The organism is Gluconobacter thailandicus F149-1 = NBRC 100600, from assembly GCF_000964465.1.
Lineage (GTDB): Bacteria > Pseudomonadota > Alphaproteobacteria > Acetobacterales > Acetobacteraceae > Gluconobacter > Gluconobacter thailandicus.
Genome location: NZ_BANH01000002.1, coordinates 1 through 26,532, shown reverse-complemented (window position 1 = coordinate 26,532; position 26,532 = coordinate 1). Strand labels below are relative to the sequence as shown.

Genomic DNA, 26,532 nt, shown 5'->3' with positions numbered 1-26,532 from the left:
CAGGACCCGGTTTCTCCGGGCACGAAGAGGTAAATCATGAGCAGCTACCGCCCCTATCAGCACATCGAGCGTCGCAAGTCGCGCCAGATTCATGTCGGCAAGGTTGCGGTCGGTGGTGATGCGCCGATCTCCGTGCAGACGATGACCAATACCCTGACATCCGACGCACAGGCCACGATCGAGCAGATCCGCCTTGCCGAACTGGCAGGCGTAGACATCGTCCGTGTGTCCTGTCCGGATGAGGCCAGCACGGAAGCACTGAAGGAAATCGTGCACGAAGTGAACGTTCCGATCGTTGCGGATATTCACTTCCACTACAAGCGTGCCATTGAAGCTGCGAAGGCTGGTGCGGCCTGCCTGCGTATCAATCCGGGCAATATTGGCAGTGCCGAGCGTGTTCGTGAGGTTGTGAATGCGGCCAGGGATTATGGCTGTTCCATCCGTATCGGCGTGAACGCCGGGTCTCTGGAAAAGCACCTGCTGGAAAAGTACGGTGAGCCTAACCCGGAAGCTCTGGTCGAGAGTGCTCTGGAACACGCCAAGATCCTTCAGGACCATGACTTTCATGAGTTCAAGATCAGTGTGAAGGCGTCGGACGTGTTCATGGCGGTTGCGGCTTATCAGCAGCTTGCTGACTGCTGTGACCATCCGCTGCACATCGGCATCACGGAAGCTGGTTCCAAGCGTGCCGGCACAGTGAAGTCTTCCATCGGGCTGGGCAATCTGCTCTGGGCTGGTGTGGGTGATACGATGCGTGTTTCGCTGTCTGCCGCACCGGAAGAAGAAGTTCTGGTGGGCTGGGATATTCTGAAGTCTCTGGGTCTGCGTCATCGCGGTGTGAAGATCATTTCCTGCCCGTCCTGTGCCCGTCAGGGGTTCAATGTGGTCGAGACGGTTCAGACGCTTGAAGATCGTCTCCAGCACATCAAGACGCCGCTGACGCTTTCCATTATCGGCTGCGTTGTGAATGGTCCGGGTGAAGCTCTGATGACCGATATTGGTGTCACGGGCGGTGGTTCTGGTCGTCACATGGTGTATTCGGCTGGTCGCCAGGATCACACGATGCCGGCCGAGAACATGATCGAACACATCGTGGAACTGGTTGAAGCCAAGGTCGCTGCGATTGATGCAGGTACGGCAGAAGCTACGACCGCTAAGCAGATGGACCCGGCGAGCAACTGATGTCAGGACTGCAACCACCCCGCGGCACGCACGACCTCATTGGCGACACCATGCGCCGCCATCATCATGTGGTGGAAACGGCGCGTTCGGTCCTCGAAACCTATGGGTTCGAGGAATGGAGCACGCCAATCTTTGAAGACACTCGGGTCTTTTCCCGTACGCTGGGTGAGACATCCGATGTTGTGTCCAAGGAGATGTATACGTTCGAGGATCGGGGCGGCGAGAGCATCACGTTGCGTCCAGAGAACACGGCCTCCATCTGCCGTGCACTCGTAACGAATGGCCTGACCCAGTCCCTGCCTCAAAAGGCGTTCTATCACGGGCCGATGTTCCGTTATGAACGCCCGCAGAAGGGACGGTATCGCCAGTTCCATCAGATCGGTGCAGAGCTGCTGGGTGCCGAGGGGCCGCTGCGGGATGCCGAAGTCATCGCGATGGCTTACGATATTCTCAAGGCGCTTGGTCTGTCCGAGCATGTTGTTCTGGAACTGAACACGTTGGGTGATATCGCGTCCCGTCAGGCATGGCGTGAAGCTTTGGTCGCTTATTTCCGCCAGCATGCAGATGCTCTTTCGGAAGAAAGTCGGGTTCGTCTTGAGGTTAATCCTCTGCGTATTCTGGACAGTAAGTCCGAGCAGGATCGGGCTCTTCTGGCAGATGCACCTGCTTTTGCAGATTATCTGAACGAAGAGTCTCGCAAGTTCTGGGATGATCTGCGGTCTTATCTGACAGCATTTGGTGTGGAATTTGTCGAGAACCCGCGGATTGTTCGTGGTCTTGATTACTACAGCCACACGGCATTCGAGTTCGTGACAACCAAGCTAGGCGCACAGGGTACAGTTCTGGCCGGCGGACGCTATGAAGGTCTGGTCGAGCAGATGGGTGGCCCGGCTATTCCTGCGATTGGCTGGGCGGGCGGCATCGAACGTCTGGCACTTCTGCTGGATGAAACGCCTTCAGTTGCCGCTGGTATTGCGATCGTTCCCATGGGCGATGAAGCAGTTCTCAAGGGGGCGGCCATTGCGCGGTCTCTTCGTGACGCTGGATTGCGCGCCGAGATCGAGACGCGCGGCAACATGAAGAAGCGTATGGAGCGCGTTGTGAAATCCGGTGCGTCTCATGCAGTCGTTCTTGGTGATGAAGAACTTGCGCGTGGCATCGTGCAGCTTCGGGACCTCGGTACGCGTGAGCAGCAGGAAGTGACCATATCCGACCTCGTACAGGCCCTGAAGGGCGCCTGAGACGTGGCATTTGATGACAGGCTTGAGCGGATTGTCGCCCGCGCGGAAGAAATTCAGGCTCTGATGTCGTCTGGCGAAATGGGAGGTGAAGAGTTCACCCGTCTTTCGCGGGAGTATGCGGAGCTTGAACCTGTTGTTGCGTCTATTCAGGCCTGGCAGGCCGCCGAGAAACAGCGGGAAGGGGCTAGGGCTCTTCTTGCTGATCCGGAAATGAAGGAACTTGCTCAAGCTGAGCTTGAAGATATTGAAGCCCATATTCCGGAACTGGAGCATAATCTGCGGATTGCGCTTCTGCCCAAGGATGCAGCTGACGAGCGCAGCGCCATTCTGGAAATCCGGCCTGCGGCGGGTGGTGACGAGGCAGGGCTTTTTGCAGCCCAGCTTTTCGATGCTTATCGCCGTTTTTCGGAACAGAATGGCTGGCGTTTTGAGGTTATGGAATATGCGGAAAATGAAGTTGCCGGCCTGAAAGATGGCATGGCGACGATTTCCGGTCGTTCCGTGTTTGCTCGCCTGAAGTATGAATCAGGTGTGCACCGTGTTCAGCGCGTTCCTGCTACTGAAAGCCAGGGGCGTATCCACACGTCCACGGTGACCGTGGCCGTTCTGCCGGAAGCGGAAGAAGTGGACGTGACGATCAATGACGACGATCTGCGGATTGACGTTTATCGTGCGTCTGGTGCAGGTGGGCAGCACGTCAACAAGACCGAAAGTGCGGTTCGGATCACACATATCCCTACTGGCGTTGTCGTGGCGATGCAGGAAGAGAAGAGCCAGCACAAGAACCGTGCTAAGGCCATGAAGATCCTGCGCGCACGCCTGTATGAGCGCCAGAGATCTGCCGCGCATGAATCGCGTGCCGCGGATCGCAAGTCTCAGGTGGGGACGGGTGATCGCTCAGAACGAATCCGGACCTATAATTTCCCGCAAGGACGCGTGACGGATCATCGGATCAATCTGACGCTCTACAAAATCGAACGCATCATGGCCGGGGAATTCGACGAAATTATTGATGCCCTGACACGCGAAGAGCAGACTGAACTCCTCGCGGCCGAAGGGTTTTAAGGTTCAGGAACTCGGAGTGGCGCAGACAGCGGCGCGTCCATGACGATGGGTTGCGACAGACGGATCGTTATAGTCCACGAGGAAGAAGTCGGTGAAATTGTTGCTTCCGACGGCATCGAGGGTATGGCCTTCCGGATGGTGGAGTTGGCCTTCGCTGCTGACCTGATGTGTTTCCTGGTGCCCGTTATGCATAATGGTGATTTCGCCACAGAGCGCGTAATCAACGTCATAACGTCCTGCAGGAAGCGGGATGGTTTTGGTTTCGCGGGATTTGGACAACCCAAGTCGGAATGTGGCTACAAGATTCCCGTCAAGGTAAAGGCGGGAAACTTCGGATATTTCCTCCGAAGCGCGTTCATCGGTCACGGTGAAGGTGTCGGGCAGTTCTGACTGGGCCTGTGCTGTCTGCAGGGCGCATCCCAGAAGCAGGGCTGAAAAGAAGAATGCACGTTTGGACTTCATGATGACAGCTATAGCAGGTTCACGGGCAAGATGACCGCAAAAGATGAACTCCTCAGGCAAGCTACAGGAGCTTTGCAGCAGGCAGGACTTGAAGATCCACGACGGGAAGCCCGATTGCTGCTTGGTTGGGCGACGCAACGTGATCTGGCTGGATTGTTTTCCCTGACGTCTGTTTCAGAAGTCGAAGCGAATCGCTTTCAGGTTGGAGTCGAGCGGCGGGTGGCGCGTGAGCCTCTTGCGTTCATTGTCGGGGAGACAGGGTTTTGGACCCTCGATTTTTATACGTCTCCTGATACGCTGATACCGCGCGGAGACAGTGAAGCACTGATTGAGGCTCTTCTGGCTGTTCGGCCTGATCGGACGGCATCTCTTTCCATGCTGGATCTCGGAACGGGAACAGGCTGTCTCCTGCTTTCTGCTTTGTCGGAATATCCGAATTCCTGGGGCGTAGGTGTCGATCTGGCTCCCGGAGCGGCGACTTTGGCTCGACGGAATGCAGTACGGAACGGTTTGGGAAGTCAAAGCTGTTTTGTGGCGGGAAACTGGGATTCTGCGCTCGATGGGAAGTTTGATGTTGTGATCTCGAACCCCCCTTATATTGAGAGTGCGGACGTTCCAGAGTTGATGCCAGAAGTTTCTCGATATGAGCCTGCACGGGCGCTTGACGGAGGGCGGGACGGTTTGGATGCCTATCGTCTGCTGTGCAATGCACTGCCAGACCTTCTGGCGCCTGGTGGGCATGCCGTCCTTGAAATGGGGATCGGGCAGATCGATGCTGTTTCCGCTTTGGGTAGAGCGCGCGGCCTGAGGGAGGTCGCGCGGCAGAACGATCTTGGCGGTATTGCACGCGCTCTTGTTCTTCAAAGGACAGAAAACTGAGGAAAGACGTTGGCTTAGAGCCTAAGAGTTGATATGAGTTGGAAGCTGCGTTTTGAAGTAGAAGCCGTATTGACGGTTTTTCCCTCACGCAGTTGCTCCTGCTGACCGTCTTTTAAGAGCCGGCAGCGGATGAGAGGCTGGCCAGTGTCCAGCCACAGCGAGATAGACAGACGTCTTTTCGGCAGCGGCGGACGCATCCTTCTGCACGGGCAGAAGTGGGGCACGCCATCAGGAAAGTGCATCACGGGTCGATGAATATGAAGCGTATAAGAGGCCGGCATCATCGTGCTGGCGGCGGGACACCACGCAGTAGCAATTCCCAGACCCCTCTGAACCGCAACCATGTGTTTGACAGCAATGGCCCGGACCTCAGAATTCGCGGAACTGCCCAGCAGCTCTTCGAAAAGTATCTCCAGCTTGGCCGGGATGCGACAGGAACAGGGGATCGCATTCTTGCCGAAGCCTATTTCCAGCATGCAGAGCATTATTTCCGTATTCTGAATGCGATGAATCAGGCTGCCCAGCAGAGCCAGCAGGAGCGCAACGAGCGCCAGCAGCAGCGTCAGCGCGCTTATGAAGAGCGTCGTGAGCCAGGTAGTGAGCGTGGCGGTGACGAGAATGGACATCATGAAGGTGACGAACAGCCTTCATTCAGATCGCCCCGTTCAGAAGAGGCTCCGGCCGAAGCTGAATAAGGTTTTCAAGCCGGTCCATGAAGGGCCGGCTTTTTTTATATGCGCCCAACAAACCGTTCTGGCAGACGCCACAGTTCTGTTCCGTTGAGATGAAGATCCAGCCTGTATCGTTCGTCGATCCGTGAAGCAGTGCTGTCTTCGACGGCTTGTCGCCAGTTTTGCAAACGCTGGTCGTGCTGGTCGAAAGTTGTTTCTACGACTGGCAAGTCTGCCATGCTACGAAGCATGTTTTCCCAATCCTGATTGGCGAGACGCTGATGCTGCCCGACGTCATTGGAACACCAGGGCTGTGTCCGTGTGCGTTCAAGGCGGTTCAGCCCGGAGGGCAGGTCTGCATAGCGCAGATGGAAAAGGAAAAGTGGTGCGCCCATTTCAGGTGCCATCTCAGCACAGCAGTGAAAGCCGGGTGCCCAGGTCACGGATGTGCGGATCAGGACGGGTTTGCACATGGCGCTTGAAAACCGCACGTGCTGTCTTTGGAAGGAGACAAGGCGTGTATAATCGAGCGCGGCTTCGCTCTCGGGGCGATGAATGACGTCCAGCCCGGTAGCGGTTACGACGGGCCGGATATTGGCTTGAGCGAAATGGGTGAGGGACGGGAATAAGGCTGGATCAGCGAGAAGGAGTTCATCTACGTCGACATAGATGACGCTCTCGTACCACTCTAGCAGGCTGTCGCAGAACTTCCCGACTGCCCTGGTACGCCGCTCGTCGTCCTGGGGTGAGCGGGGGATTCGGATCCGGTTGATCTGACCAAGGAGGTCTGTCGAGCCGTCCGTTGAACCATGGTCGATAACATAGCAGGCCTGCTCTCCAACCTGTGCACCATAATGCCTGCGCCAGGCCAGGAGATGTTCTGGCTCATTGTAAACCATGGTGACGACGGCGAGAGGCTTTTTGATCATGTCGTCAGGATACAAAAATGCTTCCAGATCAGATACCTGAAAGATTTTTATAATTTTAGGAGAGAAGGATGGTAGCGGTGGACGGATTTGAACCGCCGACCAAGGGATTATGATTCCCCTGCTCTACCGCTGAGCTACACCGCCATCCCACCGGGCTGCCCCGGCGTTGAGGCGGGTTTTTAAGGGGGATCCGACGGAGTGTCAACACGTTATCCGAAGGAAAATGAAGGATTTCAGTCTTCGCATTTTTCACATTGGTCATATCTGTTAGGGCTGACCTGACGCACCTTTCTATCCTCCCCTCTCGTTAAGGAGTCTTCCGCCTAGTGACGCAGCATTTCGTCAGTACGCTGTTTGCCGTTCGGTCTTACTTTACCTGGCTTCCGGCGCCTGTCGTCTCCGTTCTGATGCTCGCGGTCGTGGGTATTCTGGCTTTTTATTGCGGTAATCTCGTAACGTCCCTGACGTTGCGTATTCCGGGTTCCCGAAGTGCGGCGCTCATTCGCAGGATCGTGGCGGCTCTTCGTCGGCCGATAAGGATCATGATTGCGTTTCTTGTCATGCTGGCTGCGCTGCCGGCCGCAACGGGTTTTTCCTATGAGACGGAACAGGAACTCCAACTCTTCTTCCTGTTCCTGCTGATTCTGACCTTCGGTTTTTCTGCAATCATCGTGTTCCGGATCATGACGGAGGCTTATCTTCACCGCCTGTCATCACGAGAACAGACCGATGACATCATGATCCGGACGCACCAGACGCAGATCCGCGTTCTACGGCGCCTGACGGAGATCATGGTGGGTATTGTGACGGTGGCATCCGCACTGATGCTCTTTCCGTCCGTCAAGCAGTATGGGGTTTCTCTCTTTGCGTCTGCCGGGGCGGCATCGCTGATTGTTGGTCTGTCCGCGCGTGGCCTGCTGACCAATCTGATTGCCGGGGTTCAGATTGCCGTGACCCAGCCCATCCGGATGGAAGATCTTGTCATCATCAATGGTGACTGGTGCTGGGTTGAGGAAATTAACGCGACCTACGTTGTTCTTCGTGTCTGGGACTGGCGGCGCCACATCGTGCCGATTTCCTACTTTCTGGAAAACCAGTTTGAAAACTGGACGCATAATTCCGCAGCGATCATCGGTGTCGTATTTCTCTGGCTGGATTATGAAGCGCCGATGGACAAGGTCCGGGAGATGCTGAACGAAATTATTCGCACATGCCCTCTCTGGGACGGCAAGGTTTTTGATGCACAGGTGGCGGACTGCAATGCGCAGGTCATGTCGATCCGTATCATTGCGAGTGCCAGAAATGCGTTGCAAAGCTGGGATTTGCGGTGTGAAATTCGAGAAAAGATCATTGCCCGGATCCGACAGGAATGTCCTGAGGCGTTGCCGCGTGCACGCTTTGCCATGATGCCTCCGCGTCCGGGTGAAGAGGCGTGGCCTAGCGAATTGTTGTCACCCAAGATCGATCGGCCGCCGCCGGGGAGTTACATGGGCCCTGGAACGCCCGGAGTGTAAAAGAAAAAGCCACCGTAACCCGGTGGCTTTTTTTGTTTTGTGTGCCCTTGGTTGCGGGATGGCTCTGTGTCTGAAACGATGCCGCAAACATCTTTATCCGTGAGGGCAGTGGTTTACTGCGCCATCGTGGAGTTGCGTCGTCCGTAAAAGACATAGGTCACGACGCCTAGAGCTACATAACCTGTCAGAAGGATCAATGGGACGGGATTACCGCTGGCCACGGCATGGACCATGTCCATAACGAGTGGAATGGTCATGAACAGGCAAAATATAATGCCAAGCAAGGGCGTCACGCCAATCCAGAAGCCGCGAATACGGAAGCCACCAAGCGGCACACTGAATGGTCTCTGGATGTCCGGTCGGGTGTTCCGCTGCCAGATGACCGTGAAGCAGACAATGCCGAAGGCTGCTGCTGTCCCGATGGAGACAAGATCACTGATGATGTCGATGGGCAGAGTTGCTGTCATGAGAGCGACAACAAGACCCAGAACGATGGTGCCGAGCCATGGGGTGCGAAACCGGGTGTGCACCTTGGCGAAAAGTGGCGGGATCAGGCCGTCACGGCTCATGGTCAGCAGGACGCGGGACTGAGCATACATCAGGCCCATCAGGACCGAGCAGAGGCCGATCGTTGCACCAACATTGATGAAGATGGCCAACCATGGCGTATTCATCGCTTTTACGGCAATGGCCAGAGGATCCGGCACATCCAGCTCATGATATGGCACAATTCCCAGCAGCACGGCTGCGACAATCATGTACACGACTGTGCAGATCAGCAGGCTTCCAATAATCCCGACCGGGACATCGCGCGTCGGGTTTTTGGCTTCTGCTGAGGCTGTCGAAACGGCTTCGAACCCAACATAGGCGAAGAAAATGACAGAGGCTGCTCTGAAAATGCCTTTGACGCCGTAATGAAAACCGCCCTGATTTGCCGGAATAAACGGATGCCAGTTCTCGGGATGAATGGCGTGTATGCCAAATGCCACGAACAGACCAAGAACGCCGACCTTGAGAAACACGATAACCGTATTGACGCGGGCAGACTCTTCAATGCCGCGGACCAGAAGGGCCGTGACCAGAGAAACCGCAACCAGCCCGATCATGTCCAGCCGCCATCCTCCGCTGATTGCGGTGCCTTTAGATCCGGGGACAGGTTGAAGTGTCGCCTGGGTGAGGGCTTCTGGAAGATGAATCCCAAAGACTGCGAGCAGGGACGACGCATAGCCGGAAAGGCCGGCGGCGACGGCTGCACACGAAATTCCGTATTCCAGCAGGAGGAGCCACCCCACGATCCAGGCGACCTTTTCGCCCATTGAGATATAGGCGTACGAGTAGGCCGAGCCGGAAACGGGCAGTGTGGATGACAGCTCCCCATAAGAGAACGCCGTAAAAAGGCATGCCAGAGCTGCGACCACGAACGAAATAAGAACAGACGGCCCGGCATATTCTGCTGCGGCGGTTCCCGTCATGACGTAAATGCCAGCGCCAATTGTGGATCCCACGCCCAGAAGAATGAGCTGGGTTGCCGTGAGGCTGCGCTTCAGGCCATGCGACGCATTCTCGGACATGATCTGTTCGAGACTTTTTCGCCGGGCAGATGTTGCGGTGGATTGTATCGGAAGTGGCATGATCCCTAATCTGCCGGGAAAAGCGGCGTCTGGAAAGGTTTATAGAACGATGAGAACGCCTGCCAGAATACCGGCAGCAATGCAGTAAATGCCGAAAGGCTTGAGAGCCCATTCGTCATGATTGCGGAAGAAGCGCAACATCAGGAGAGAACAAATCAGAGCCGTGATACCGGCTGCAACGGCGCCCACCACGCACTGAAACATGACGTCGTGGGAAATTGTCATATGCCGCATCTGCCATGCTTCCTTGGCGGTCGCTGCCAGAACGACTGGCTGAGCCATAAGGAGGGAGAAACGGGCGGCCGTACCATGATCAAGGCCCCGCAGAAGGCCACCGTTCATAGTGGCACCAGAGCGCGACAGACCCGGAAACAGCGCCAGACACTGCCAGAACCCGATAATCAGGGCATCTTTTGGGGAGAGGGAGGAGATCGGGCGATGATCTGCCTGGCCGCGCTGTCTGCGAAGCCACTCCGTTACCAGAAGCAGAAGACCATTCAGGACCAGAAAACCTGCGACGGCTAGTGGGGCACCGAATATGGCGCGCAGGCGATGTTCGAAAAATCCGCCGAAGATAACCGCCGGAATTGTCGCGATGACGAGAAGAACGAAGACCCGAATCGACTCAAGCTGGTTGTATCGCCCATGCAGACCCAGCATCCCGCGAAGGATAGCCATCCAGTCACGCCAGAAAACACCGGCCAGTGCCACGAGGGTTCCGACATGCAGCATCGTCAGGAAGGGCAGGAACATTTCCGAATGTTCGTCCACATTCCAGTGGAGGATACCGGGGAGCAGAACGGCGTGACCGAGGCTGCTAACGGGGAAGGGCTCAGTGATACCCTGAACGATGGCGAGGATGATGGCCTGAAAAAGCGTCATGGAGCCTGCACGGATGGGCGGAAAAGGAAGTCACTTGCCTGATGGGGCGAAGGGACGCAACCTTGACCGGGCTCTGGGGGCGGATTAACTCGCCCTTCTATTAGGTTTTCTGAAAGTTGAGGCGCGGCATGAAGTCAGGATACAGCGGGCGCGGCGGTGCCATTCTGGCAAGCGGCCTTGTTCTTGTCGTCGCCGGGGCATTTCTTGTTTACGGCAAGGAGCTGCGCAAGGACCCGGTTCAGCACAGTATTGTCATGCATGCGCAGTTTAACTCCGCCAACGGGTTGAAGGCCGGAGCGGATGTGGATCTGGCTGGTGTCACCGTCGGGCGCGTTCAGTCCATCCGGCTGGATCCGCAGAGCCAGATGGCCGATGTGGCGTTCTCGGTTGATGAGCGCCTTCATCTGCCAGTGGATACTGCCCTTGGTATTGGTGCTCCGAGCATGACTGCCGATAATGCGCTTCAGATCGAACCAGGCAAGGACCCGAAGACCCTGACTGCGGGTGGTGTCATCAAGGATACCCGTGATCAGCTGTCGCTGGAGCAGCAGGTCAGCAACTACATCTTCGGTGGCGGCAACCTCGGGAACTGATGTTCCCTCAGTCGTTCATGGGATAGGACGCGAGCAGACGACGCTGCTTGCGCCAGGAATGCAGCATTCCAAAAGCGCCGGAGGTCTTCCACCCACGAGCCTTGTTGGCTGCACCGATCAGGAATGTCTGTCGATAGTGGGAAAACTGGGCGCGATAGGCTTCCCACAGTGTTGTGCGTCGATCCCAGATATGGATGGCTTCAGAGCCGACGCCATTGATCTCGATGATCCGCAGGTCTTCTCCACGCTGAAGGGCTTCGATTGAAGGCACCTTTACGTCGACCCGACCAAAATAGAAATCCGGGACATCCTTCATGATGGCGTCCAGACGGGCGATCAGTTCAGGTGTGGTGTCTGCACGTCCATCCCGGAACACGGATCCCTTGCAGTGGTTGCCAGCGAAAACGAGAGGTAACTGTTCTCCCTCAGCCAGGACCGTCTTCTCCCGGCCTGCAAGGCGAGGCAGATAAAGCTGGGGCACCTGACCCATGCGGGGGTCACGCATGATGAGTTCTTCGATGGTGGAGCGTCCGTTACCCGTCAGAACCGGAGCTTCCTTGTAAGTCACGGAGGTAATGCGCCCCTGTGTCTGATCCGGATGGCGGATGTAGAACAGGCCAGCCTCTACAGGGTAATCAATGAGTTCCTGGACCATCAGCGCCACGTTGTCCGGAAACTGTGGAAGAACATCTTCCATCTGTTCGCGGGTGTGCACGAGCTTTACGCCTGTTCCATTGCAGCCGATGTCAGGCTTCACCACGACTGGAAACGAGAGGCCAGATTGCTCCATCGCTGTCAGAGCGCGTTCCATTGATCCGAAACCGCTTTCAAAAATCGCGTAGGGCGCGATGGCGTCTTTTGCGACGGGGCCGGCCATGTCCAGGATTGAGGACTTGCTTTCACCGCAGAGGCCGCCTGTTTCAATGCGCGGATTGGCTGCGGTCGGGATGCTGAGATCCCGGTATTTCAGGCCCATGGCGATCCAGTACAGGACAATGGGCGTGTAGAAGATGGAACCTGGCCAGAACTCAAAAAGGGAAAGAGGATTCTGTTCGGTCTCTGTCTTGGACATTCGGTTACTGGCTCACGGTCTGGATACGGGCGATCAAACGCCCGACAACGACGATACAAAGAACAAACCCCGCCAGCCCCGCCCAGCGCCAGCCGCCCTGATGCGCCAGGAGCCAGCCGCCGATCCGCATCGCCAGCAGAAACAGCAGTGTTGTCCACACCAGCGTAGCGAGAACGGCCGTCAGGGCAAAGCGCAGGAATGGCGCCCGGAAAAAGCCGCATGCCGTGTAGAGCGGTAGTCTCGCGCCGGGCACGAAGCGCGAAATGGCAACGATGCGGATGACGTTTTTCGAGAACCAGTCCTGCGTGCGTTCCTGCTTTGGGAGGGTCAGGAAGCGGCGAAGGTAAGGCCAGCGTGCTCCGGCAGCGCCGAGGCCGTACAGTCCGAGATCTCCGACAGCGACGCCGAACCAGAGAGCTCCAAGAGCCAGTGCTATGCTGACATGTCCGGCACGGGCTGCAACGCCTGACAGGACGGTGGCTACATCCTCGAGGATGAATGTCCCCACAATGATGCTGACGGCTTTCAGCCAGGCGGGCTGCGACGCCAGGGCGGGGCCAATGGCTATCATGCCGGGGGATGTTCCATGATCATGGAACGTTGATGTCGCATGTCGGCGCGCTGCCGACAATCGCAAGGCTGGTGTTTCGAGTTTACTGATGTGGAAAGAAGGACGGGAGACTGGCGGGGAGCATCACAGGTTGCTAGCGTGCGCTGCAAATGAACCACCCTCTGGGGGCAGATAGTCCAGTGCTTAAAAGACGTAACCTTCTTGCCGCTTTTTCCTCTGTCGCCGGAACAGCGGCGATGGGGATCCGCTCTGCTGAAGCGCAGGATTACGGAGCGTTTCTTGCGGGCGTAAGAACGCAGGCGCTGGCTCAGGGGCTGTCGTCCAGCATTGTTTCCCGTGCCTTGTCCTTGACGAAAGAACCGAACCCCAAGGTTCTGAAGCTTGATCGGCACCAGCCTGAGTTCACCCTGACCTGGGCCCAGTACCGTGATCGCGTTCTGCCAGAGTCGCGCTTTCAGAAAGGGCGCGCCACCTATGCCGGCGTTGAGAACGTCATGGCGCCTGTGACCGAGCGCTTCGGATGTGATGATCGGGCTGTCATGGGGATCTGGGGGCTCGAGTCGGGCTTTGGAGCCCATACCGGCACGTTCTCGGTTGTAGATGCGTTGGCGACACTGGCTTTTGATGGTCGTCGTTCCACGTTCTTCCGCGGAGAGCTGATGAAGGCGCTCCAGATCCTGAATGATGGCGATATCGCCCCCGAAGCCATGATGGGCAGTTATGCCGGAGCGATGGGGCAGGCTCAGTTCATGCCGAGCGCTTATCTGCGCTATGCGGCGGATGGAGATGGAGACGGCAAGCGTAATATCTGGACGTCGCAGCCAGATGTTTTTGCGTCCATTGCGAATTACATGGGGAAATGCGGCTGGCAGCCTTACGAACCCTGGGGACAGGAAGTCACGCTGGCGAATGCGCTCGATAAGAGTCAGATCGGCCGGACCAATACGAAGACGCTTACGGAATGGATGTCTCTTGGTGTGCGCCGGGCAGATGGGGGGCGTTTCTCAAGGACGGACGTGCAGGGTGCGATCATTCAGCCGGATGGTCCAGGCACGCAGGCCTTTATGGTTTACCACAATTTCAACGTGATCCGTCGTTACAATCCGTCTGATTATTACGCACTGGGCGTAGGCCTTCTGGGAACCGGCATTGTTACTTCGTAATTGTGCGCCACTTCTGGCGTTTCTGCCTCTGTTTGGCGCCTGTCATCAGGATGACGCGCCTACACCCGTCGCACGTCCTCATTACGAACTGGGGAATGCTTGGCGAGGACCACAGGGGTGGTTTTATCCTTATGAGCAGTTTGATTATCGCGCGACCGGTCTTGCCACGCGCGAAACGCCTCTGAAAGGGCAGCTCGCGTCTGATGGGGAGGTCTGGTCTGCAGATGGCATGACTGGGTCGCATCAGACCTTGCAGCTTCCTGCGGTCGTGACCGTGCGAAATTTGGTCAACGGACGCGTCGTGCGTATTCGGCTGACACGTCGCGGGCCAGAAAACGCCGGGCGGATTATAGCGCTCTCTCCGAAAGCTGCGGATCTGCTGGGGATGACCACAGATACCCCCGTGGAGGTGACGGAGGATGAGGCTGCCAGTCGTGCCCTTACGGAAGGGCTGACCGGTGCTCCTCATCTGGACGTACAGTCTGCACCTGTTGGTGAGGTGCGGGCAGAGTCTCTCGATGGAGGAACTGCAAAAATTTATGGAAGCGACTCGTCGGATGGCCATCAGGCGGTATCTACGCTGACCCCGATGCCTGCGACATGGTCGCAGGGTAGTCCGGGGCCAACGGGGCTTTATGTCTTGTTAGGAAAATTTTCTGGTCGCGGGGCTGCCGCCAGCGTTGCGGCACGGTGTTCCGGCGAGGTTCAGCGTGTGCCGGATGGAGCTGGACTGGACTGGCGTGTAAGGTCTGGACCCTATAGCGATACCGCTCAGGCCGATGCGGCACTGGACCGGACCCATGCGTGCGGGGTAGAGGGCGCGCGGATCATTGTGGAATGACGGCCGTGACTAAGGCTGAAAAACTGGGGACGAACGTGCGGACTAGACGCTCTCTTTTCGGTGGTGTGGCAGGTTTTGCCGCCTGTGCTTCTTTTGGCGGGCCGCTGAGTGCGCTGGCACGCCCGCATCATCATGCTGGCCATGCCAAGGCGGCGGCTGCCGGAGCGTCTGCTGCTCCTGCAGCACCAGTTGGAACGCCCGCCAATACACCGATCGGGCCGTTCGATACCGTGGCGCGCTGGGCCTATATCGTGGACTTCGACACTGGCGCCGTCCTGCTGGACAAAGCTGCTGACGAGCGCATGGCACCGTCATCCCTGACGAAGATGATGACGGCGTATATCGTGTTCGGCATGCTTGCGACGGGACGTCTGCGTCTGGACCAGGCGCTTCCGGTGAGCGAGAAAGCGTGGCGGACGCAGGGGTCCAAGATGTTCGTGCCGCTTGGGGAGAGCGTCGCGGTGCAGGATCTGATCCAGGGCATGGTGATCCAGTCCGGCAATGATGCCTGCGTTGTGCTGGCTGAAGGCATCGCTGGGTCTGAAGAGCGCTTCGTCGCGATGATGAACGAGGAAGCTCCGAAGATCGGGCTGAACAACTCGCACTTCATGAACGTGACGGGTCTGCCGGCTGAGGGGCATTACATGTCCGCTCATGACGTGGCGACCGTTGCCATGCACCTGATCCGCGATTTCCCGCAGTACTATCATTTCTTCGGTGAAACCGAGTTCCTGTTCAACAAGATCAAGCAGGGCAACCGGAATGTTCTCGTGGACAAGGGTCTCGCTGACGGTCTGAAGACGGGTCATACCGATGCGGGCGGGTTTGGTCTGTGCGCCAGCTCTAACCGTAATGGCAACCGCGTCATTGTTGTGATCAACGGCACGGCATCCAGCAATGAGCGCGCTCATGAAGGCGAGCGTCTGATGGCGTGGGCTTTCGCAAACTTCGAAAATGCGACTCTGTTCCGGAAGGGGCAGGTTGTGGATCATGCGCCGGTCTGGATGGGTGAGCGTAAGGCTGTTCCGCTCGTGGCTGGTTCTGACATTGTGATGACAATGCCGGTTGGCTGGCAGCAGCGATCTCACATCGCGGTGGATTATGCGTCGCCTGTGATTGCGCCGGTTGTCGCCGGGCAGTCCTGTGGGGCGATCGTGATTTCAGCGCCGGGCATGGCGGATATTCGTGTGGCGCTTCAGGCTGGCGCGTCCGTTGCGAAACTCGGACTGATTGGACGTGCAATGGCGCGCCTTGGTCATGGCCCTGCAAATTAAGAACGGCCTGTTCATCACGCTGGAAGGTGGCGAAGGCGCGGGGAAATCCACGCAGGCGCGCCTGCTGGCGGATGCGCTTCGAGACCGCGGGTACGAGACGATCCTCACCCGTGAACCTGGCGGGACGCCGGGTGCGGAAGCCATTCGCCATTTGCTTTTGTTCGGGGAAGAAGAATTTTCCTGGCGTGCGGAAGTGCTGGCTCATATGGCAGCGCGCTGTGACCATCTGGATAATCTGATCCTGCCTGCCCTTGGGCGTGGTGCAATTGTTGTCTGTGACCGGTTTCATGACTCGACGCTGGCCTATCAGGGCTACGGCGTTGGGAATGCGTCAGCGGAGCGTCTGGAGTTCATTACGGGCGCTCGTCGTCTCGTGGCGCGCGAGCCGGATCTGACATTGCTGCTGGAGATTCCACGGGAGCAGGCGCTTGAGCGTCTGGAAAGCCGGGGTGGGCGGACGGATCGTTATGAGGGGCAGGCTGAGGCTTTTCATCAGCGTGTCCTGACGGGCTTCGATACGATTGCCCGTGCAGAGCCAGAACGTGTGAAGCGTATCAATGCTGGTCGCACGCCAGAGGCCGTAAGCCGCGGCCTGCTTGAAGCTGTACTGCAACGTCTGGATCAGACGGTGAGTGTTTCTGGCGCGTGACGGATCCTCGGCACACGTTTGAACTTCGGGGTCATGAAGCGGCGGAAAATGTTTTCAGAGCTGCTTTGGCTTCGGGGCGTCTTCATCATGCCTGGCTGATTTCCGGTCCTGCGGGGATCGGGAAGGCGACACTGGCGTTTCGTCTCGCGCGTATTCTTCTGAACGGTGAAGATCCGAACTCTCCTGCAGGTCGGCGTATTACGGCCGCCACGCATGGCGATCTTCTGGAAATCTCCCGTGCCGTTGACGAGAAAAAAGGGCGTCTGCGCGGGGAAATTACGGCTGCGGACGTGCGGCCCGTCCAGTCTTTCCTGCATCACACGGCGACCGAAGGCGGTTGGCGTGTGGTCATTGTGGACGGGGCAGAGTTTCTGAACCGTTTTGCGGCCAACGCGCTTCTGAAAATCCTTGAAGAGCCGCCGCCGCGTGCCATCCTGCTGCTGACGACGGCGTCTCCCGGCAAGCTTCTTCCTACAATCCGAAGCCGTTGCCGGGCGCTGGCATTGTCACCGGTTTCGAACCATGACATGCGGGCCATTCTGCCGGATGTCCCGGAAGATGTGCTGGCAAGGGCGCATGGCTCACCGGGGCGGGCGCTGTTTCTGGCGCAGGATCGGGATGGAGCCATTGCGGGTTTTGTGGCGGAAATTCTGGCCGGGAAAGCTCTGAATGCGGAGATGCTGCCTCTCATTGACCGGATTGCCCGGGAGACGGAAGGTTTCGCATTGCTCTGTGATTTGCTAGGCGAGGGGCTGGCAGAACGCGCACGCTCGGCTGCACGACGTGGCGATCTGCTTCTTGCTGATTCTTCTGCCCGTCAGTGTTCGGAACTTGATACACTGAAGCGGCAGACAGACGGTTTTAATCTGGACAAGGCCCAGGCCATCCGTCAGGCAGTGGAACGCGCTGCCGGGACATGAATGGTTCGGGCATGACAAGACGAGTGGACATGACGCGGCGCTTCACCATTACAACTCCGATTTTCTACGTGAACGGCGCTCCGCATATTGGGCATGCCTATACGTCCATCGCGGCTGACGTTCTGGCCCGTTTCCATCGCCTGAATGGTGAAGATGTCCTGTTCGTCAGCGGCACGGACGAGCATGGCCAGAAGGTCGAGCAGACGGCGACCGCTCAGGGCATGGACACGCAGGCCTATGCCGACAAGATTTCTGCGTCGTTCCGACAGATGCAGCAGGACATGGCGATCTCCACGGATGAGTTTATCCGCACCACGGATGAGCGCCACAAGATTGCTGCAACGGCTCTGTGGGAAAAGGTCGCGGCCAACGGGCATATCTATCTCGGCGCGTATGAGGGCTGGTATTCGACCCGTGACGAGGCTTTCATTGGCGAAGACGAACTGGTCAAGAAACCGGACGGCACGATGGTTGCTCCGTCCGGGGCGCCGGTGGAGCGCGTCAAGGAGCCATCATATTTCTTCAAGCTGTCCGAGTTTCAGGACCGTCTGCTGAAGCTGTATGAGGACAATCCCGAGTTCATTGGCCCGCATGGACCGCGTCGGGAAATCGAGAGCTTCGTGAAGCAGGGGCTGAAGGATCTCTCCGTCAGCCGTACCAGCTTCAAATGGGGCATTCCGGTTCCGAACGACCCGGATCACGTCATGTATGTCTGGTTTGATGCGCTTGCCAACTATCTGACGGCTGTGGGCTATCCGGATCAGAATGATCCGCGTGCGAAGTTCTGGCCCGCTGATTTACATATTATGGCAAAGGAAATCGCCCGGTTCCATTGCGTGTACTGGCCCGCGTTCCTGATGGCTGCGGGTATTGAACTGCCCAAGAGCGTGTTCGCCCATGGCTGGTGGACGGTCGAAGGCGAAAAGATGAGCAAGTCTCTCGGCAACGTTCTGGATCCGAAGGCGCTGGCTGATGAGTTCGGTCTGGATGCGCTGAGGTTCTTCCTGATGCGTGAAGTGCCGTTTGGTGGCGATTCAAACTTCAGCCGTCGCTCCATGATTACGCGCACGAATGTCGAACTGGCGAACGATCTTGGCAATCTGTGCCAGCGGACGCTGAGCCTTGTGGCTCGCAATCTTGGCGGCGTCGTGCCGGAGCGTGGCCCACTGACGGAAGACGATCAGGCCATTCTGGCCTCCGTCCAGCTTCTGCCAACGCTCATGAGCGAACAGATCGAGCGTAAGGCGATCACGGACGCGCTTGAGGAAGTCTGGAAGATCATCCGTTCGGCCAACTCGTACATTGACCGCCAGGCTCCTTGGGCGCTGAAGAAAACCGATCCGGAGCGCATGGCGCATGTGCTGAGTGTGTTGCTGGATGTGATCCGCGGTATCGCGACGATGCTCCAGCCTTACATGCCCAACACCATGGACAAGATGCTGACGCAGCTTGGTGTGGAAGACGGCGAGCGCACATTCGCGGCTCTTGAAACGCCGCTGCCGGGTGGCCGCACACTGCCGAAGCCGGAAGGGCTGTTCCCGCGCTTCGTCGTCGAGGAAGCAGAATGACGGGACTGATTGACAGTCACTGCCATCTGGACCGTCTTGACGATGTGCCTGCCGCGCTGGAGATCGCGCGGCAGTCCGGTCTGGACGGAATGATTACGATCGGGACGCGGTTTTCGCAGGCTGATACGCAGATTGGCCTGACGCGGTTTGACACGCCGGATCTGCGCGTCTGGTGTGCGATCGGGACGCATCCTGATCATGTGGGTGAGGAGCGTTTGCCGTCCGTCGAGGAACTTGTGCGCAAGGCGGAACCGTCCTGCGTGGTGGCTATTGGTGAGTCTGGTCTCGACTATTTTCATAGCGGTGACGAGGCCAAGCCAGCGCAGCATGCGGCGTTCAGAACGCATATTGCAGGGGCTCGGGAAACTGGGTTGCCGGTGGTTATCCATACGCGTCAGGCGGATGACGATACGATTGCGATCCTGCGGGATGAGAGCGGGAAAGGATCCTTTCCGTTTTTGATCCATTGTTTTGCGTCGGGTCCAAAGCTGGCGGAAGCTGCGTTGGAACTTGGCGGGTACATCAGCTTTTCCGGACTTCTGACATTCCCAAAATGTGAGGAGATCCGGGAAGTCGCACGGATTGTTCCGGAAGATCGTCTCCTGGTAGAGACGGACAGTCCGTTCCTTGCGCCTGTGCCGAAGCGGGGCAAACCAAACACGCCGGGATACGTTGCCCACACGGCGGCTCGTCTTGCGCAGGAGCGCGGGGTTTCTGCCGACCGGATTGCCGAAATCACGACGGCTAACGTGCATCGACTGTTTGCAAGGACGCGCCCGTGAAAGTCACGATCCTCGGATGTGGTGGTTCAGCCGGTGTCCCGATGCTTGGGGGGCAGGATGGTTCACAAACGGGGATCTGGGGACATTGCAATCCGGAAAATCCAAAGAACCGGCGAACGCGATCATCAATCGTAATTGAAGGTGAGGGCGGCTTTCGGCTTCTGGTTGATTCCGGGCCGGATTTCAGGTTTCAGATGCTGAATTGTGGCCTGAGCCATATTGACGCAGTGCTCTACACCCATCCGCACAGCGATCATATTGCCGGGCTGGATGATCTGCGGGCGATCAATCGCGTTATTGATAAGCCTCTGCCGCTCTTGGCGACCCAGAGCACATTGGAAGAACTGCGGCAGCGCTTTGCCTATGCTTTTACACCTTGGAAAGGGCCGGATTTTTATCGTCCGGTCTTTGACGAGCAGGTCGTATCCATTGGCCAGGCCATTGCGTTTCCTGGCTTGAACGGTGACATTTTTGAGCAGCAGCATGGACGGATTACGTCTCTGGGGCTGCGCTTCGGGAAATTTGCGTATTCTACGGACGTTGAAACACTGTCTGAAGAGTCTTTGACGCTTCTGGATGGCGTTGGAACGTGGGTTGTGGATTGCTTCCAGTATGAACCACATCCGGCTCATGCTTGGCTGGAACGTGTGCTGGAATGGCGTACGAAGATCAGGGCAGGGCGCACAATTCTGACCCATATGGGCACGGATATGGACTACGACATTCTGTGCAAGACGCTGCCGCCAGATGTACGTCCTGCTTATGACGGCATGGTTCTGGAATTCTGAGAATGCAAAACCGGGCAGAGGGCGCTGCCCGGTTTTACTGGGTTAGAATGTGATCATCGCACCTGCGGACATGGTGTGATCGCTTTCACGGTTCGGGCCATGCGCTGCGGATTCCGTATGGGCATATTCGCCTACGAGGAACATCCAGTCTGTCAGGGTGTAATAGACGGCGCCGACTTCAGACTCATTACGACGGACCAGTGACGGATTGTCTTCGCCAGCAGCCTGATAAAGGTTACTGACACCATAGCTTCCGACCAGTTTCAGGCGAGGCAGGATCTTATAAGACGCCTGAACGTAGTAACCTTCAGAGTTGCGTTTGCGTCCATTCTGCGAAATGCCATCAAACAGAAGGCCGGTCGTGCCGAGACCATTGCCGTAATAGTAATAGGCCACGCCTTCAAACGGACCACGAGACAGTTTCACGCCCACGTCACCAGCAGCAACGGTTGCTCCTTTGCGGCTATCTGTACCGAGAGTTGAACTGGTCAGGTTCTGGACGTGCTGCGTCAGGAAACTGGTCCAGAAGCGTGTGGTGAAGCCCGCGATAGTTGTATCGTAAGTGACTTTGCCCTGAACCATAGGTGAACTGTGTTGCGTGGTTGTCGCAGACAGGCCATTGCCTGCGAAGTTGAACTGGTCCAGTGGGGTCATGATGCCAAGAGAGCCCTGAAGACCGTGCCATTTCGGAGAAATGTACGTGATCTGCGGGAGCCAGTCCGTATAGACGTAACCAACACCAATGCGGCCGAGAGATGTATTGGCCGGATTGGTATTACTGCCGGTGCTGCCGACGCTGAGGAGTGTTGCGTCATTCAGGATGGCATCGGAGGCAAACAGCGCGATATCACGACCGATCTTGATGGTTCCGAGCCTGTCGGTTCCCGCGGTCATGTAAACCTGACGGAAATCGACGCCAGCAGTACCGAGGCCAACAGGGCTACCGCCAGAATTGGCGTTAAGAGCACCCACATCCGCGTTGTTCAGTCCTGGGTACATACCAAAGACCGCGCCGAGTTTGATTCCATCCTGAACGGTGTTCAGTTTGAGGATCAGGCCGCCTGGCAGCAGGCCATTACGAACGGATGAAGAATCAAAACCGCTGGACCCTGTGGAGATGCCACCTGCAACGGGGCGGCCTCCGCCTGGGCTGTTATAAGTATAGAATCCGTTGATGAAGCCGGAAAGATTGATCTCGATCTGACCGGCCTGAACGGTGACGCCTTTGCCTGCGACATAGGGTTTAACGCGGACTACGCTGTCCGGGTCATAGCTCGTTCGGGCTTGAGCAAGCATGGAGCGTGCGTCGCGCGCGCTGGCTGTGGCTTCCTGCGCCGCTCGGCGCGCTGCCTGAGAGGCGGCGATGGTCGTGACATCGGGGGGCTTAAGAGAGCCGTCATACTGAGTGGGGTTGTAACGGCGGTAACGGTTGCGTCTGGGGGAAGAACTGTCCTGATTTCCTGAATTCTCGGAATGGCTGCGCCTGAGATGATGTGCCAGCAGGCTGCTGTATTCTCCTCGGGTCAGGCTGCCTTTTGCCCGTAGGATGTCTAGGAGTTCGGTGTAGTCATCGGCGTGCGCTGTTGCAGGCAGAACTGTGAGAGACCCAAGAGTGAAAGCACATCCCAGAAGAGCAATCTGACGCAAAGAAAGGCGACCCATGCAATGACCGTTCCATAGAATGAACCGGTCACGGAAATGCGTTCGGAGACCGGAGAAATTGAACTTCATTTCACGTTAGCGCCAAAACGGCCATTCTTTGAAACAAGTCATCGTGTATCACGATTATGTGAGAATACTGCCATTTCTACATATATTAGTTGGCATAATATATCTTATACGACATTCGTGTGAGTTAATGTGGAACCTCTCCCGGCGTTTGAAAAACCGAGTTCCTGAGCTTTTCAGATCAACGTTTTGCTGGGTTTCTGCATGGTTGTACGACCGTATCATTGGCGATGCGAAGATATGGCAAATTGCCATATATGCTTTCGTGGGCAGTTTTCTACGATTTTTCTTGAAAGACGCGTTTCTGGAAACTTTTCCTATGGCAGAACGCCACAAGCAATTGTGAGCGTATTGATGATGGCAAAATGCCATATTCCTTGATTGGGACATTTTGCCACAGGTTTGCTTGTTGGCATTTTGCCAATGACCTTTTCCTCCCCCTTTACCCTACCTCCTACTGGCCGCTACGAAAGGTTTTCCCCTCCCGCCTCCGAGGTCTGCTTTGACTGAAGTGCTCCCTAAGGATCCCGTTATCGATGCTTTGACTGTCCCTGACCGCAACGAAATTCTAGGTCATCCGAGGGGGCTTTGGGTTCTTGTCCTTACGGAAGGATGGGTCGCGTTTTCCCTGTATGGATTGCAATCCATCCTTGTCCTGTATCTGGCCGATCACCTTCTTCAGCCCGGGCATATCGAGAATGTCTGGGGTATGGGCGTTGTAAAAGCCGCTCTGAGCGTCCTTTATGCTCCAGTCGGGATTCAGGCGACGGCTGGCGCCATCACGGGCCTTTTTTTGGCTCTGATTTACGCCACACCGCTTCTCGGTGGTTTCGTGGCGGACCGGCTTTTGGGTAAGACCAGAACCATTCTTCTGGGCGCTATTCTGATGACACTCGGGCACATCCTGATGTCGTTTGACTGGAGCTTTGTTCTGGCTTTCGTGCTCCTGTTGCTGGGCATTGGAGCGGCTGGCGGTCTTCGGGCGCAGGTTGGCGCACTTTATGCGCTTGACGATCGCAGGCGGTCGGACGCCTATCAGATCTATTCTCTTGGCGTGCAGGCTGCCGTCATTGTGTCACCTGCCCTTTGCGGCATGCTGGCGATGAAAGCCTGGCACTGGGGATTTCTGACGGCCGGTTTGGGAATGCTGATCGGGTTGATCGTCTATCTTTTCGGGCGTCGCTGGTTGCCGGAAGACACGATTTTCAAGGCTTCATCCCCTCGCCCACGCCTTACGCTTCGCGAGAAAAAAACAGGCATTCTGCTTCTGGTTTTGCTGCCAGTGCTGGCCTTGGGTGCACTTCCTAATGATGAGATCTTTGACGGGTATCTGTTATGGGGACGCGAACATTATCAGCTGACGTTCTTTGGACATCTGTTCCCGGTCAGCAGCCTTGTCTCGTTCGATGGTTTCATCAGCACTTTGATGACAATTTCCGTGCTTTGGTTCTGGCGGGTGTATGCCAAGCGCAGGGTAGAACCGGTAGAAATTACCAAGGTCGCCATCGGGACTTTTATCGCCTCATTAGGTCCGGCTGTGCTGGCCCTGGCGTCATGGCTTTACCCTGAACCGCATCAGATCAGCCTGCTCTGGGGGCTGGCGTTTCATATCATTAACGATATCGGTTTCAGCATGAGCTATGCCATTGGAATGGCGATGTATTCCCGTGCAGCTCCGGTCAGTTTGAATACGATTTTCGTGGCCTGCTTCTCGCTCCACCTCTTCATGGCCAATCTGACTATCGGCAAGCTCTCAACGCTGATCGGGCATATCGGGGACGTTCCATTCTGGCTTCTGCATAGTGGCGCCAGTCTGGTAGCAGGTTTTATTTTGCTCTTCTGCTCGATCTTTTTCCGGAGCCTGCTGGCTCCGGAAAATCTGCCCTCAGGGAGAGACGATCCGTCTCATATCCTGTGACGGAGCCAGCCTGACGCCCTCTGCCGTCTGAAGAACGTATGGATCCAGCAGACCGTCAGCCCGCTTGTTGCTGCGGGCGATGATAAGGCGCTGAACAATCGGATAGTCGTGGATCAGTCTCTCAAAGACGGGCTTGGGAATAGCCAGCAGGTGGCTGAACTGTAGCGCGCGGACCGTACCAGGCATGCGCTCTCCCCTGATGACGCTGGCCGCACCAATCAGATCGCCGCTCCCAAACAGGATTTCCCGTTCCGGGAGATGGACTTCCGCCAATCCTGCGACCTGTGCATAGACCGTCCGAACCTTCTGTCCGCGCTTGAACAGAACTTCGCCCGGAGACACGAAACGCATCGCCACTTTTCGGGAAAGCGTGTGCAGAACACTGTCAGGCACGCCATTGAACGCCGGAAAGGCCCTCAGGCGTTGCTCGATGCCGCTCTTCAGATTGAACCGCAGAGGAGCTTCAAGGCGAGCACTCCGGCGCTCAATATCGCGGTGCAGTTCCCGGTGCAGTTCCTCGGAAATCAGGTTGTCTGCCTGAAGAGCGTCATATTCCTCGTCTTCCAGGCGCAACGCGATCTGGCGGAGGATACGGCTTTCCAGTGCTTCCGAATAACCGGAATAATGAAGGCGTAACGTCTCCAATGCATCGTCGAGCAGTTTCCGCTGACGGCCCAGAACTTCGGACACGATTTCCGTAATGCGTGGACCGAGCGTTGGCTCCATCCGCTGGCGGACAAAGCGTTGCAGCGACAGAGACACCAGATGCGCAATGATGAGCATCTCGAAGCGTTCCATCATCGCGTACATCAGCGGCTCATCGAAATGGAAGCGACTGTGCAGGTCCTGAGCAATCCGGAAGCGTAGAGGCGGCTGAAGGCGGCGTTTCAGAGCCTTGACGTATCCATAGCGCCCTTCCAGTCGGGCACCGTCTGACATGGCCTCGGCCGTGCGAAGAAGTGTCTCCATCACGCGGCGTGACAGGCCCTGGATGCGGAAGAGATCCAGAAGCAGGGAGCGCTCCTGATTTGCGATCGTGATCAGCGCGATATTCACGCGTGCACGGTCGCTCAGGACGGACTCAAAATTATTGGCCGCCCTCTCCTTTTCCGCACGCTTTTCAATCCGGCTTATGACGCCGATACGGGTCTGCTCGCTGAAGCCCAGTTCGTCGGACATGACGCGCGTACGTTCAGCGACTTCGCCCAGACCAATGCCAAGGATCTGTTGGCGAATGGCCTGATCGATCGGTGAAAGCTGATCCAGTTTCAGGAACAGGACAAGCGAGCGCAGGGTCGTGCCATTGACCAGCAGCGTGATCAGAACGAAGCCGGTTGCAATGATACCGATGAAGTGCGCGACCGGGCTGGAGACGCTCTGGTTTTCCGTCACGGCCAGTGCCAGCGCCAGCGTAATCGCGCCGCGTAGACCGCCCCAAACCATGGTGGCCTTGAAGGGTGTCGGCACAGGAGGCGAAAGCTTTGTGAAAGCAAGGATGGGCAGCATTCCGAACACAACGGCACCGCGCGCCAGCAGGCCAGCCACACTGGCGATCAGGATCAGGACACAATCCCAGCGGGTCATGCCGATCAGCAGACGCGGTACCAGCATGGATGCCAGCAGGAACACGAGGGATCCCGCCCAGAAAACCAGCTGCTGCCAGAGTTCGTTGAGAAAACGCCAGACCTGCGGGCGGAAGGTCGATGGACCGTATGCAGAGACCGTCAGGCCAGCAGCAGCCGTTGCGACAACGCCGGAAAAGCCGAGCATTTCGTCACACAGGATATAGACCGTGTAGGGCAATGCGAGCGTGAGCGTAATTTCCGCCGCGGGTGCGCCACCAAGGCCTGCGATCAGAAGAAGAGTCAGCCGCCCGAGGCAAACGCCCACGACGATTGCACCGCCGAAAGCAGACGCGAAATCAACAACGGCCTCACCGAGATGGATATGCCGGTGGGACGTTACGGATGCCAGCAGGATGGCGAAGATCGCGATGGCGGCAGCATCGTTCAACAGCGCCTCGCCTTCCACCAGGCGGGTCAGTCGCGAGGCTGCGCCGATTTCCCGGAAGATACCGGCAACGGCGGATGGATCGGTTGTGGCGACGATGGAGCCCAGAAGAAGGCAGACAACGAGGCTTTGTCCGGCAAAGGGATAGAGCGCAAAGCCGATTGTGGCGGTTGAAACCACGACCGCCACAACGGCCAGG

At 57.1% G+C, this 26,532-nt stretch carries 24 protein-coding genes and 1 tRNA gene; 16 read left to right on the top strand and 9 right to left on the bottom strand.

Annotated elements, in window-relative coordinates; translation table 11 throughout:
• The first annotated feature begins 36 nt into the window (after positions 1–36).
• Genes ispG through prfA form a run of 3 tightly spaced genes read left to right on the top strand, consistent with a single transcriptional unit; the run spans position 37 to position 3,488 of the window.
• A complete protein-coding gene (ispG, locus tag B7444_RS00360) occupies positions 37–1,182 on the top strand; it encodes a flavodoxin-dependent (E)-4-hydroxy-3-methylbut-2-enyl-diphosphate synthase (protein WP_007282057.1) in 1,146 nt (381 codons plus the stop codon).
• Complete coding sequence (gene hisS, locus B7444_RS00355; protein WP_007282056.1) at positions 1,182–2,423, top strand: histidine--tRNA ligase; 1,242 nt, start codon at positions 1,182–1,184, stop codon at positions 2,421–2,423. The genes ispG and hisS overlap by 1 nt, the downstream gene beginning before the upstream one ends.
• Before the next feature lie 3 nt (positions 2,424–2,426).
• Positions 2,427–3,488 carry a peptide chain release factor 1 gene (prfA, locus tag B7444_RS00350; RefSeq protein WP_007282055.1) on the top strand — a complete coding sequence of 354 codons (1,062 nt, stop codon included), beginning with the start codon at positions 2,427–2,429 and terminating at the stop codon, positions 3,486–3,488.
• A gap of 3 nt (positions 3,489–3,491) precedes the next feature.
• Here prfA and B7444_RS00345 read toward each other — a convergent pair whose 3' ends face one another.
• Entirely contained in the window at positions 3,492–3,950 is a 459-nt protein-coding gene (locus B7444_RS00345; protein ID WP_007282054.1) for a hypothetical protein, read from the bottom strand.
• Between the two features lie 30 nt (positions 3,951–3,980).
• Here B7444_RS00345 and prmC point away from each other — a divergent pair, with 30 nt between their 5' ends.
• On the top strand, positions 3,981–4,829 hold the full coding sequence (gene prmC / locus B7444_RS00340; RefSeq protein ID WP_007282053.1) for a peptide chain release factor N(5)-glutamine methyltransferase: 849 nt from the start codon (positions 3,981–3,983) through the stop codon (positions 4,827–4,829).
• A gap of 251 nt (positions 4,830–5,080) precedes the next feature.
• Positions 5,081–5,524 carry a DUF4167 domain-containing protein gene (locus tag B7444_RS00335; RefSeq protein ID WP_007282051.1) on the top strand — a complete coding sequence of 148 codons (444 nt, stop codon included), beginning with the start codon at positions 5,081–5,083 and terminating at the stop codon, positions 5,522–5,524.
• 35 nt (positions 5,525–5,559) lie between these two features.
• On the opposite strand, the gene B7444_RS00330 is transcribed toward B7444_RS00335, so the two are convergent.
• Positions 5,560–6,429 carry a glycosyltransferase family 2 protein gene (locus B7444_RS00330; RefSeq protein ID WP_007282050.1) on the bottom strand — a complete coding sequence of 290 codons (870 nt, stop codon included), beginning with the start codon at positions 6,427–6,429 and terminating at the stop codon, positions 5,560–5,562.
• A 69-nt stretch (positions 6,430–6,498) separates the two neighbouring features.
• Positions 6,499–6,573 (bottom strand) — tRNA-Met (locus B7444_RS00325).
• A gap of 182 nt (positions 6,574–6,755) precedes the next feature.
• On the opposite strand from B7444_RS00325, the gene B7444_RS00320 reads away from it, so the two are divergent.
• Positions 6,756–7,943 (top strand): mechanosensitive ion channel family protein, encoded by a 1,188-nt coding sequence (locus B7444_RS00320; RefSeq protein WP_007282049.1) that lies wholly within the window; start codon positions 6,756–6,758, stop codon positions 7,941–7,943.
• A 113-nt stretch (positions 7,944–8,056) separates the two neighbouring features.
• On the opposite strand, the gene B7444_RS00315 is transcribed toward B7444_RS00320, so the two are convergent.
• Positions 8,057–9,574: an APC family permease gene (locus B7444_RS00315; protein WP_007282048.1), complete on the bottom strand. Its 1,518-nt coding sequence runs from the start codon at positions 9,572–9,574 to the stop codon at positions 8,057–8,059.
• Positions 9,575–9,613: 39 nt separating this feature from the next.
• Positions 9,614–10,456 carry an undecaprenyl-diphosphate phosphatase gene (locus B7444_RS00310; RefSeq protein ID WP_007282047.1) on the bottom strand — a complete coding sequence of 281 codons (843 nt, stop codon included), beginning with the start codon at positions 10,454–10,456 and terminating at the stop codon, positions 9,614–9,616.
• 128 nt (positions 10,457–10,584) lie between these two features.
• Between B7444_RS00310 and B7444_RS00305 the strand changes: the two genes are divergently transcribed.
• The gene (locus B7444_RS00305) at positions 10,585–11,049 is read left to right on the top strand and encodes an MlaD family protein (RefSeq protein ID WP_007282046.1); all 465 of its coding nucleotides are present in this window, start codon (positions 10,585–10,587) and stop codon (positions 11,047–11,049) included.
• Between the two features lie 7 nt (positions 11,050–11,056).
• On the opposite strand, the gene B7444_RS00300 is transcribed toward B7444_RS00305, so the two are convergent.
• Entirely contained in the window at positions 11,057–12,121 is a 1,065-nt protein-coding gene (locus B7444_RS00300; RefSeq protein ID WP_007282045.1) for an ATP-grasp domain-containing protein, read from the bottom strand.
• Positions 12,122–12,125: 4 nt separating this feature from the next.
• Positions 12,126–12,692, bottom strand: a complete 567-nt coding sequence (locus B7444_RS00295; RefSeq protein WP_007282044.1) for a DedA family protein — start codon at positions 12,690–12,692, stop codon at positions 12,126–12,128.
• A 179-nt stretch (positions 12,693–12,871) separates the two neighbouring features.
• Between B7444_RS00295 and B7444_RS00290 the strand changes: the two genes are divergently transcribed.
• From B7444_RS00290 to B7444_RS00255, 8 genes are read left to right on the top strand one after another with little or no spacing between them, the layout of a single operon-like run.
• Positions 12,872–13,855 (top strand): lytic murein transglycosylase, encoded by a 984-nt coding sequence (locus tag B7444_RS00290; protein ID WP_007282042.1) that lies wholly within the window; start codon positions 12,872–12,874, stop codon positions 13,853–13,855.
• Complete coding sequence (locus B7444_RS00285) at positions 13,842–14,696, top strand: septal ring lytic transglycosylase RlpA family protein (protein ID WP_007282041.1); 855 nt, start codon at positions 13,842–13,844, stop codon at positions 14,694–14,696. The genes B7444_RS00290 and B7444_RS00285 overlap by 14 nt, the downstream gene beginning before the upstream one ends.
• A complete protein-coding gene (locus B7444_RS00280; protein WP_007282040.1) occupies positions 14,693–15,970 on the top strand; it encodes a D-alanyl-D-alanine carboxypeptidase family protein in 1,278 nt (425 codons plus the stop codon). Before B7444_RS00285 ends, B7444_RS00280 begins: the two co-directional genes overlap by 4 nt.
• Positions 15,954–16,619, top strand: a complete 666-nt coding sequence (gene tmk, locus B7444_RS00275; RefSeq protein ID WP_007282039.1) for a dTMP kinase — start codon at positions 15,954–15,956, stop codon at positions 16,617–16,619. Before B7444_RS00280 ends, tmk begins: the two co-directional genes overlap by 17 nt.
• Positions 16,616–17,539 carry a DNA polymerase III subunit delta' gene (locus B7444_RS00270; RefSeq protein ID WP_007282038.1) on the top strand — a complete coding sequence of 308 codons (924 nt, stop codon included), beginning with the start codon at positions 16,616–16,618 and terminating at the stop codon, positions 17,537–17,539. Before tmk ends, B7444_RS00270 begins: the two co-directional genes overlap by 4 nt.
• Before the next feature lie 29 nt (positions 17,540–17,568).
• Complete coding sequence (metG, locus tag B7444_RS00265; RefSeq protein ID WP_035729046.1) at positions 17,569–19,107, top strand: methionine--tRNA ligase; 1,539 nt, start codon at positions 17,569–17,571, stop codon at positions 19,105–19,107.
• Positions 19,104–19,889: a TatD family hydrolase gene (locus B7444_RS00260; RefSeq protein WP_007282036.1), complete on the top strand. Its 786-nt coding sequence runs from the start codon at positions 19,104–19,106 to the stop codon at positions 19,887–19,889. The genes metG and B7444_RS00260 overlap by 4 nt, the downstream gene beginning before the upstream one ends.
• The gene (locus B7444_RS00255) at positions 19,886–20,677 is read left to right on the top strand and encodes an MBL fold metallo-hydrolase (RefSeq protein ID WP_007282035.1); all 792 of its coding nucleotides are present in this window, start codon (positions 19,886–19,888) and stop codon (positions 20,675–20,677) included. The genes B7444_RS00260 and B7444_RS00255 overlap by 4 nt, the downstream gene beginning before the upstream one ends.
• A gap of 42 nt (positions 20,678–20,719) precedes the next feature.
• Here the strand turns inward: B7444_RS00255 and B7444_RS00250 are convergent, their stop codons facing one another.
• Positions 20,720–22,408: a porin family protein gene (locus B7444_RS00250; protein WP_007282034.1), complete on the bottom strand. Its 1,689-nt coding sequence runs from the start codon at positions 22,406–22,408 to the stop codon at positions 20,720–20,722.
• 508 nt (positions 22,409–22,916) lie between these two features.
• Between B7444_RS00250 and B7444_RS00245 the strand changes: the two genes are divergently transcribed.
• Positions 22,917–24,323 carry a peptide MFS transporter gene (locus B7444_RS00245; protein ID WP_007282033.1) on the top strand — a complete coding sequence of 469 codons (1,407 nt, stop codon included), beginning with the start codon at positions 22,917–22,919 and terminating at the stop codon, positions 24,321–24,323.
• Here B7444_RS00245 and B7444_RS00240 read toward each other — a convergent pair.
• Positions 24,291–26,532 (bottom strand): cation:proton antiporter (locus B7444_RS00240; RefSeq protein ID WP_048855100.1); only part of this gene is annotated, 2,242 nt, incomplete at its 5' end. The genes B7444_RS00245 and B7444_RS00240 overlap by 33 nt on opposite strands.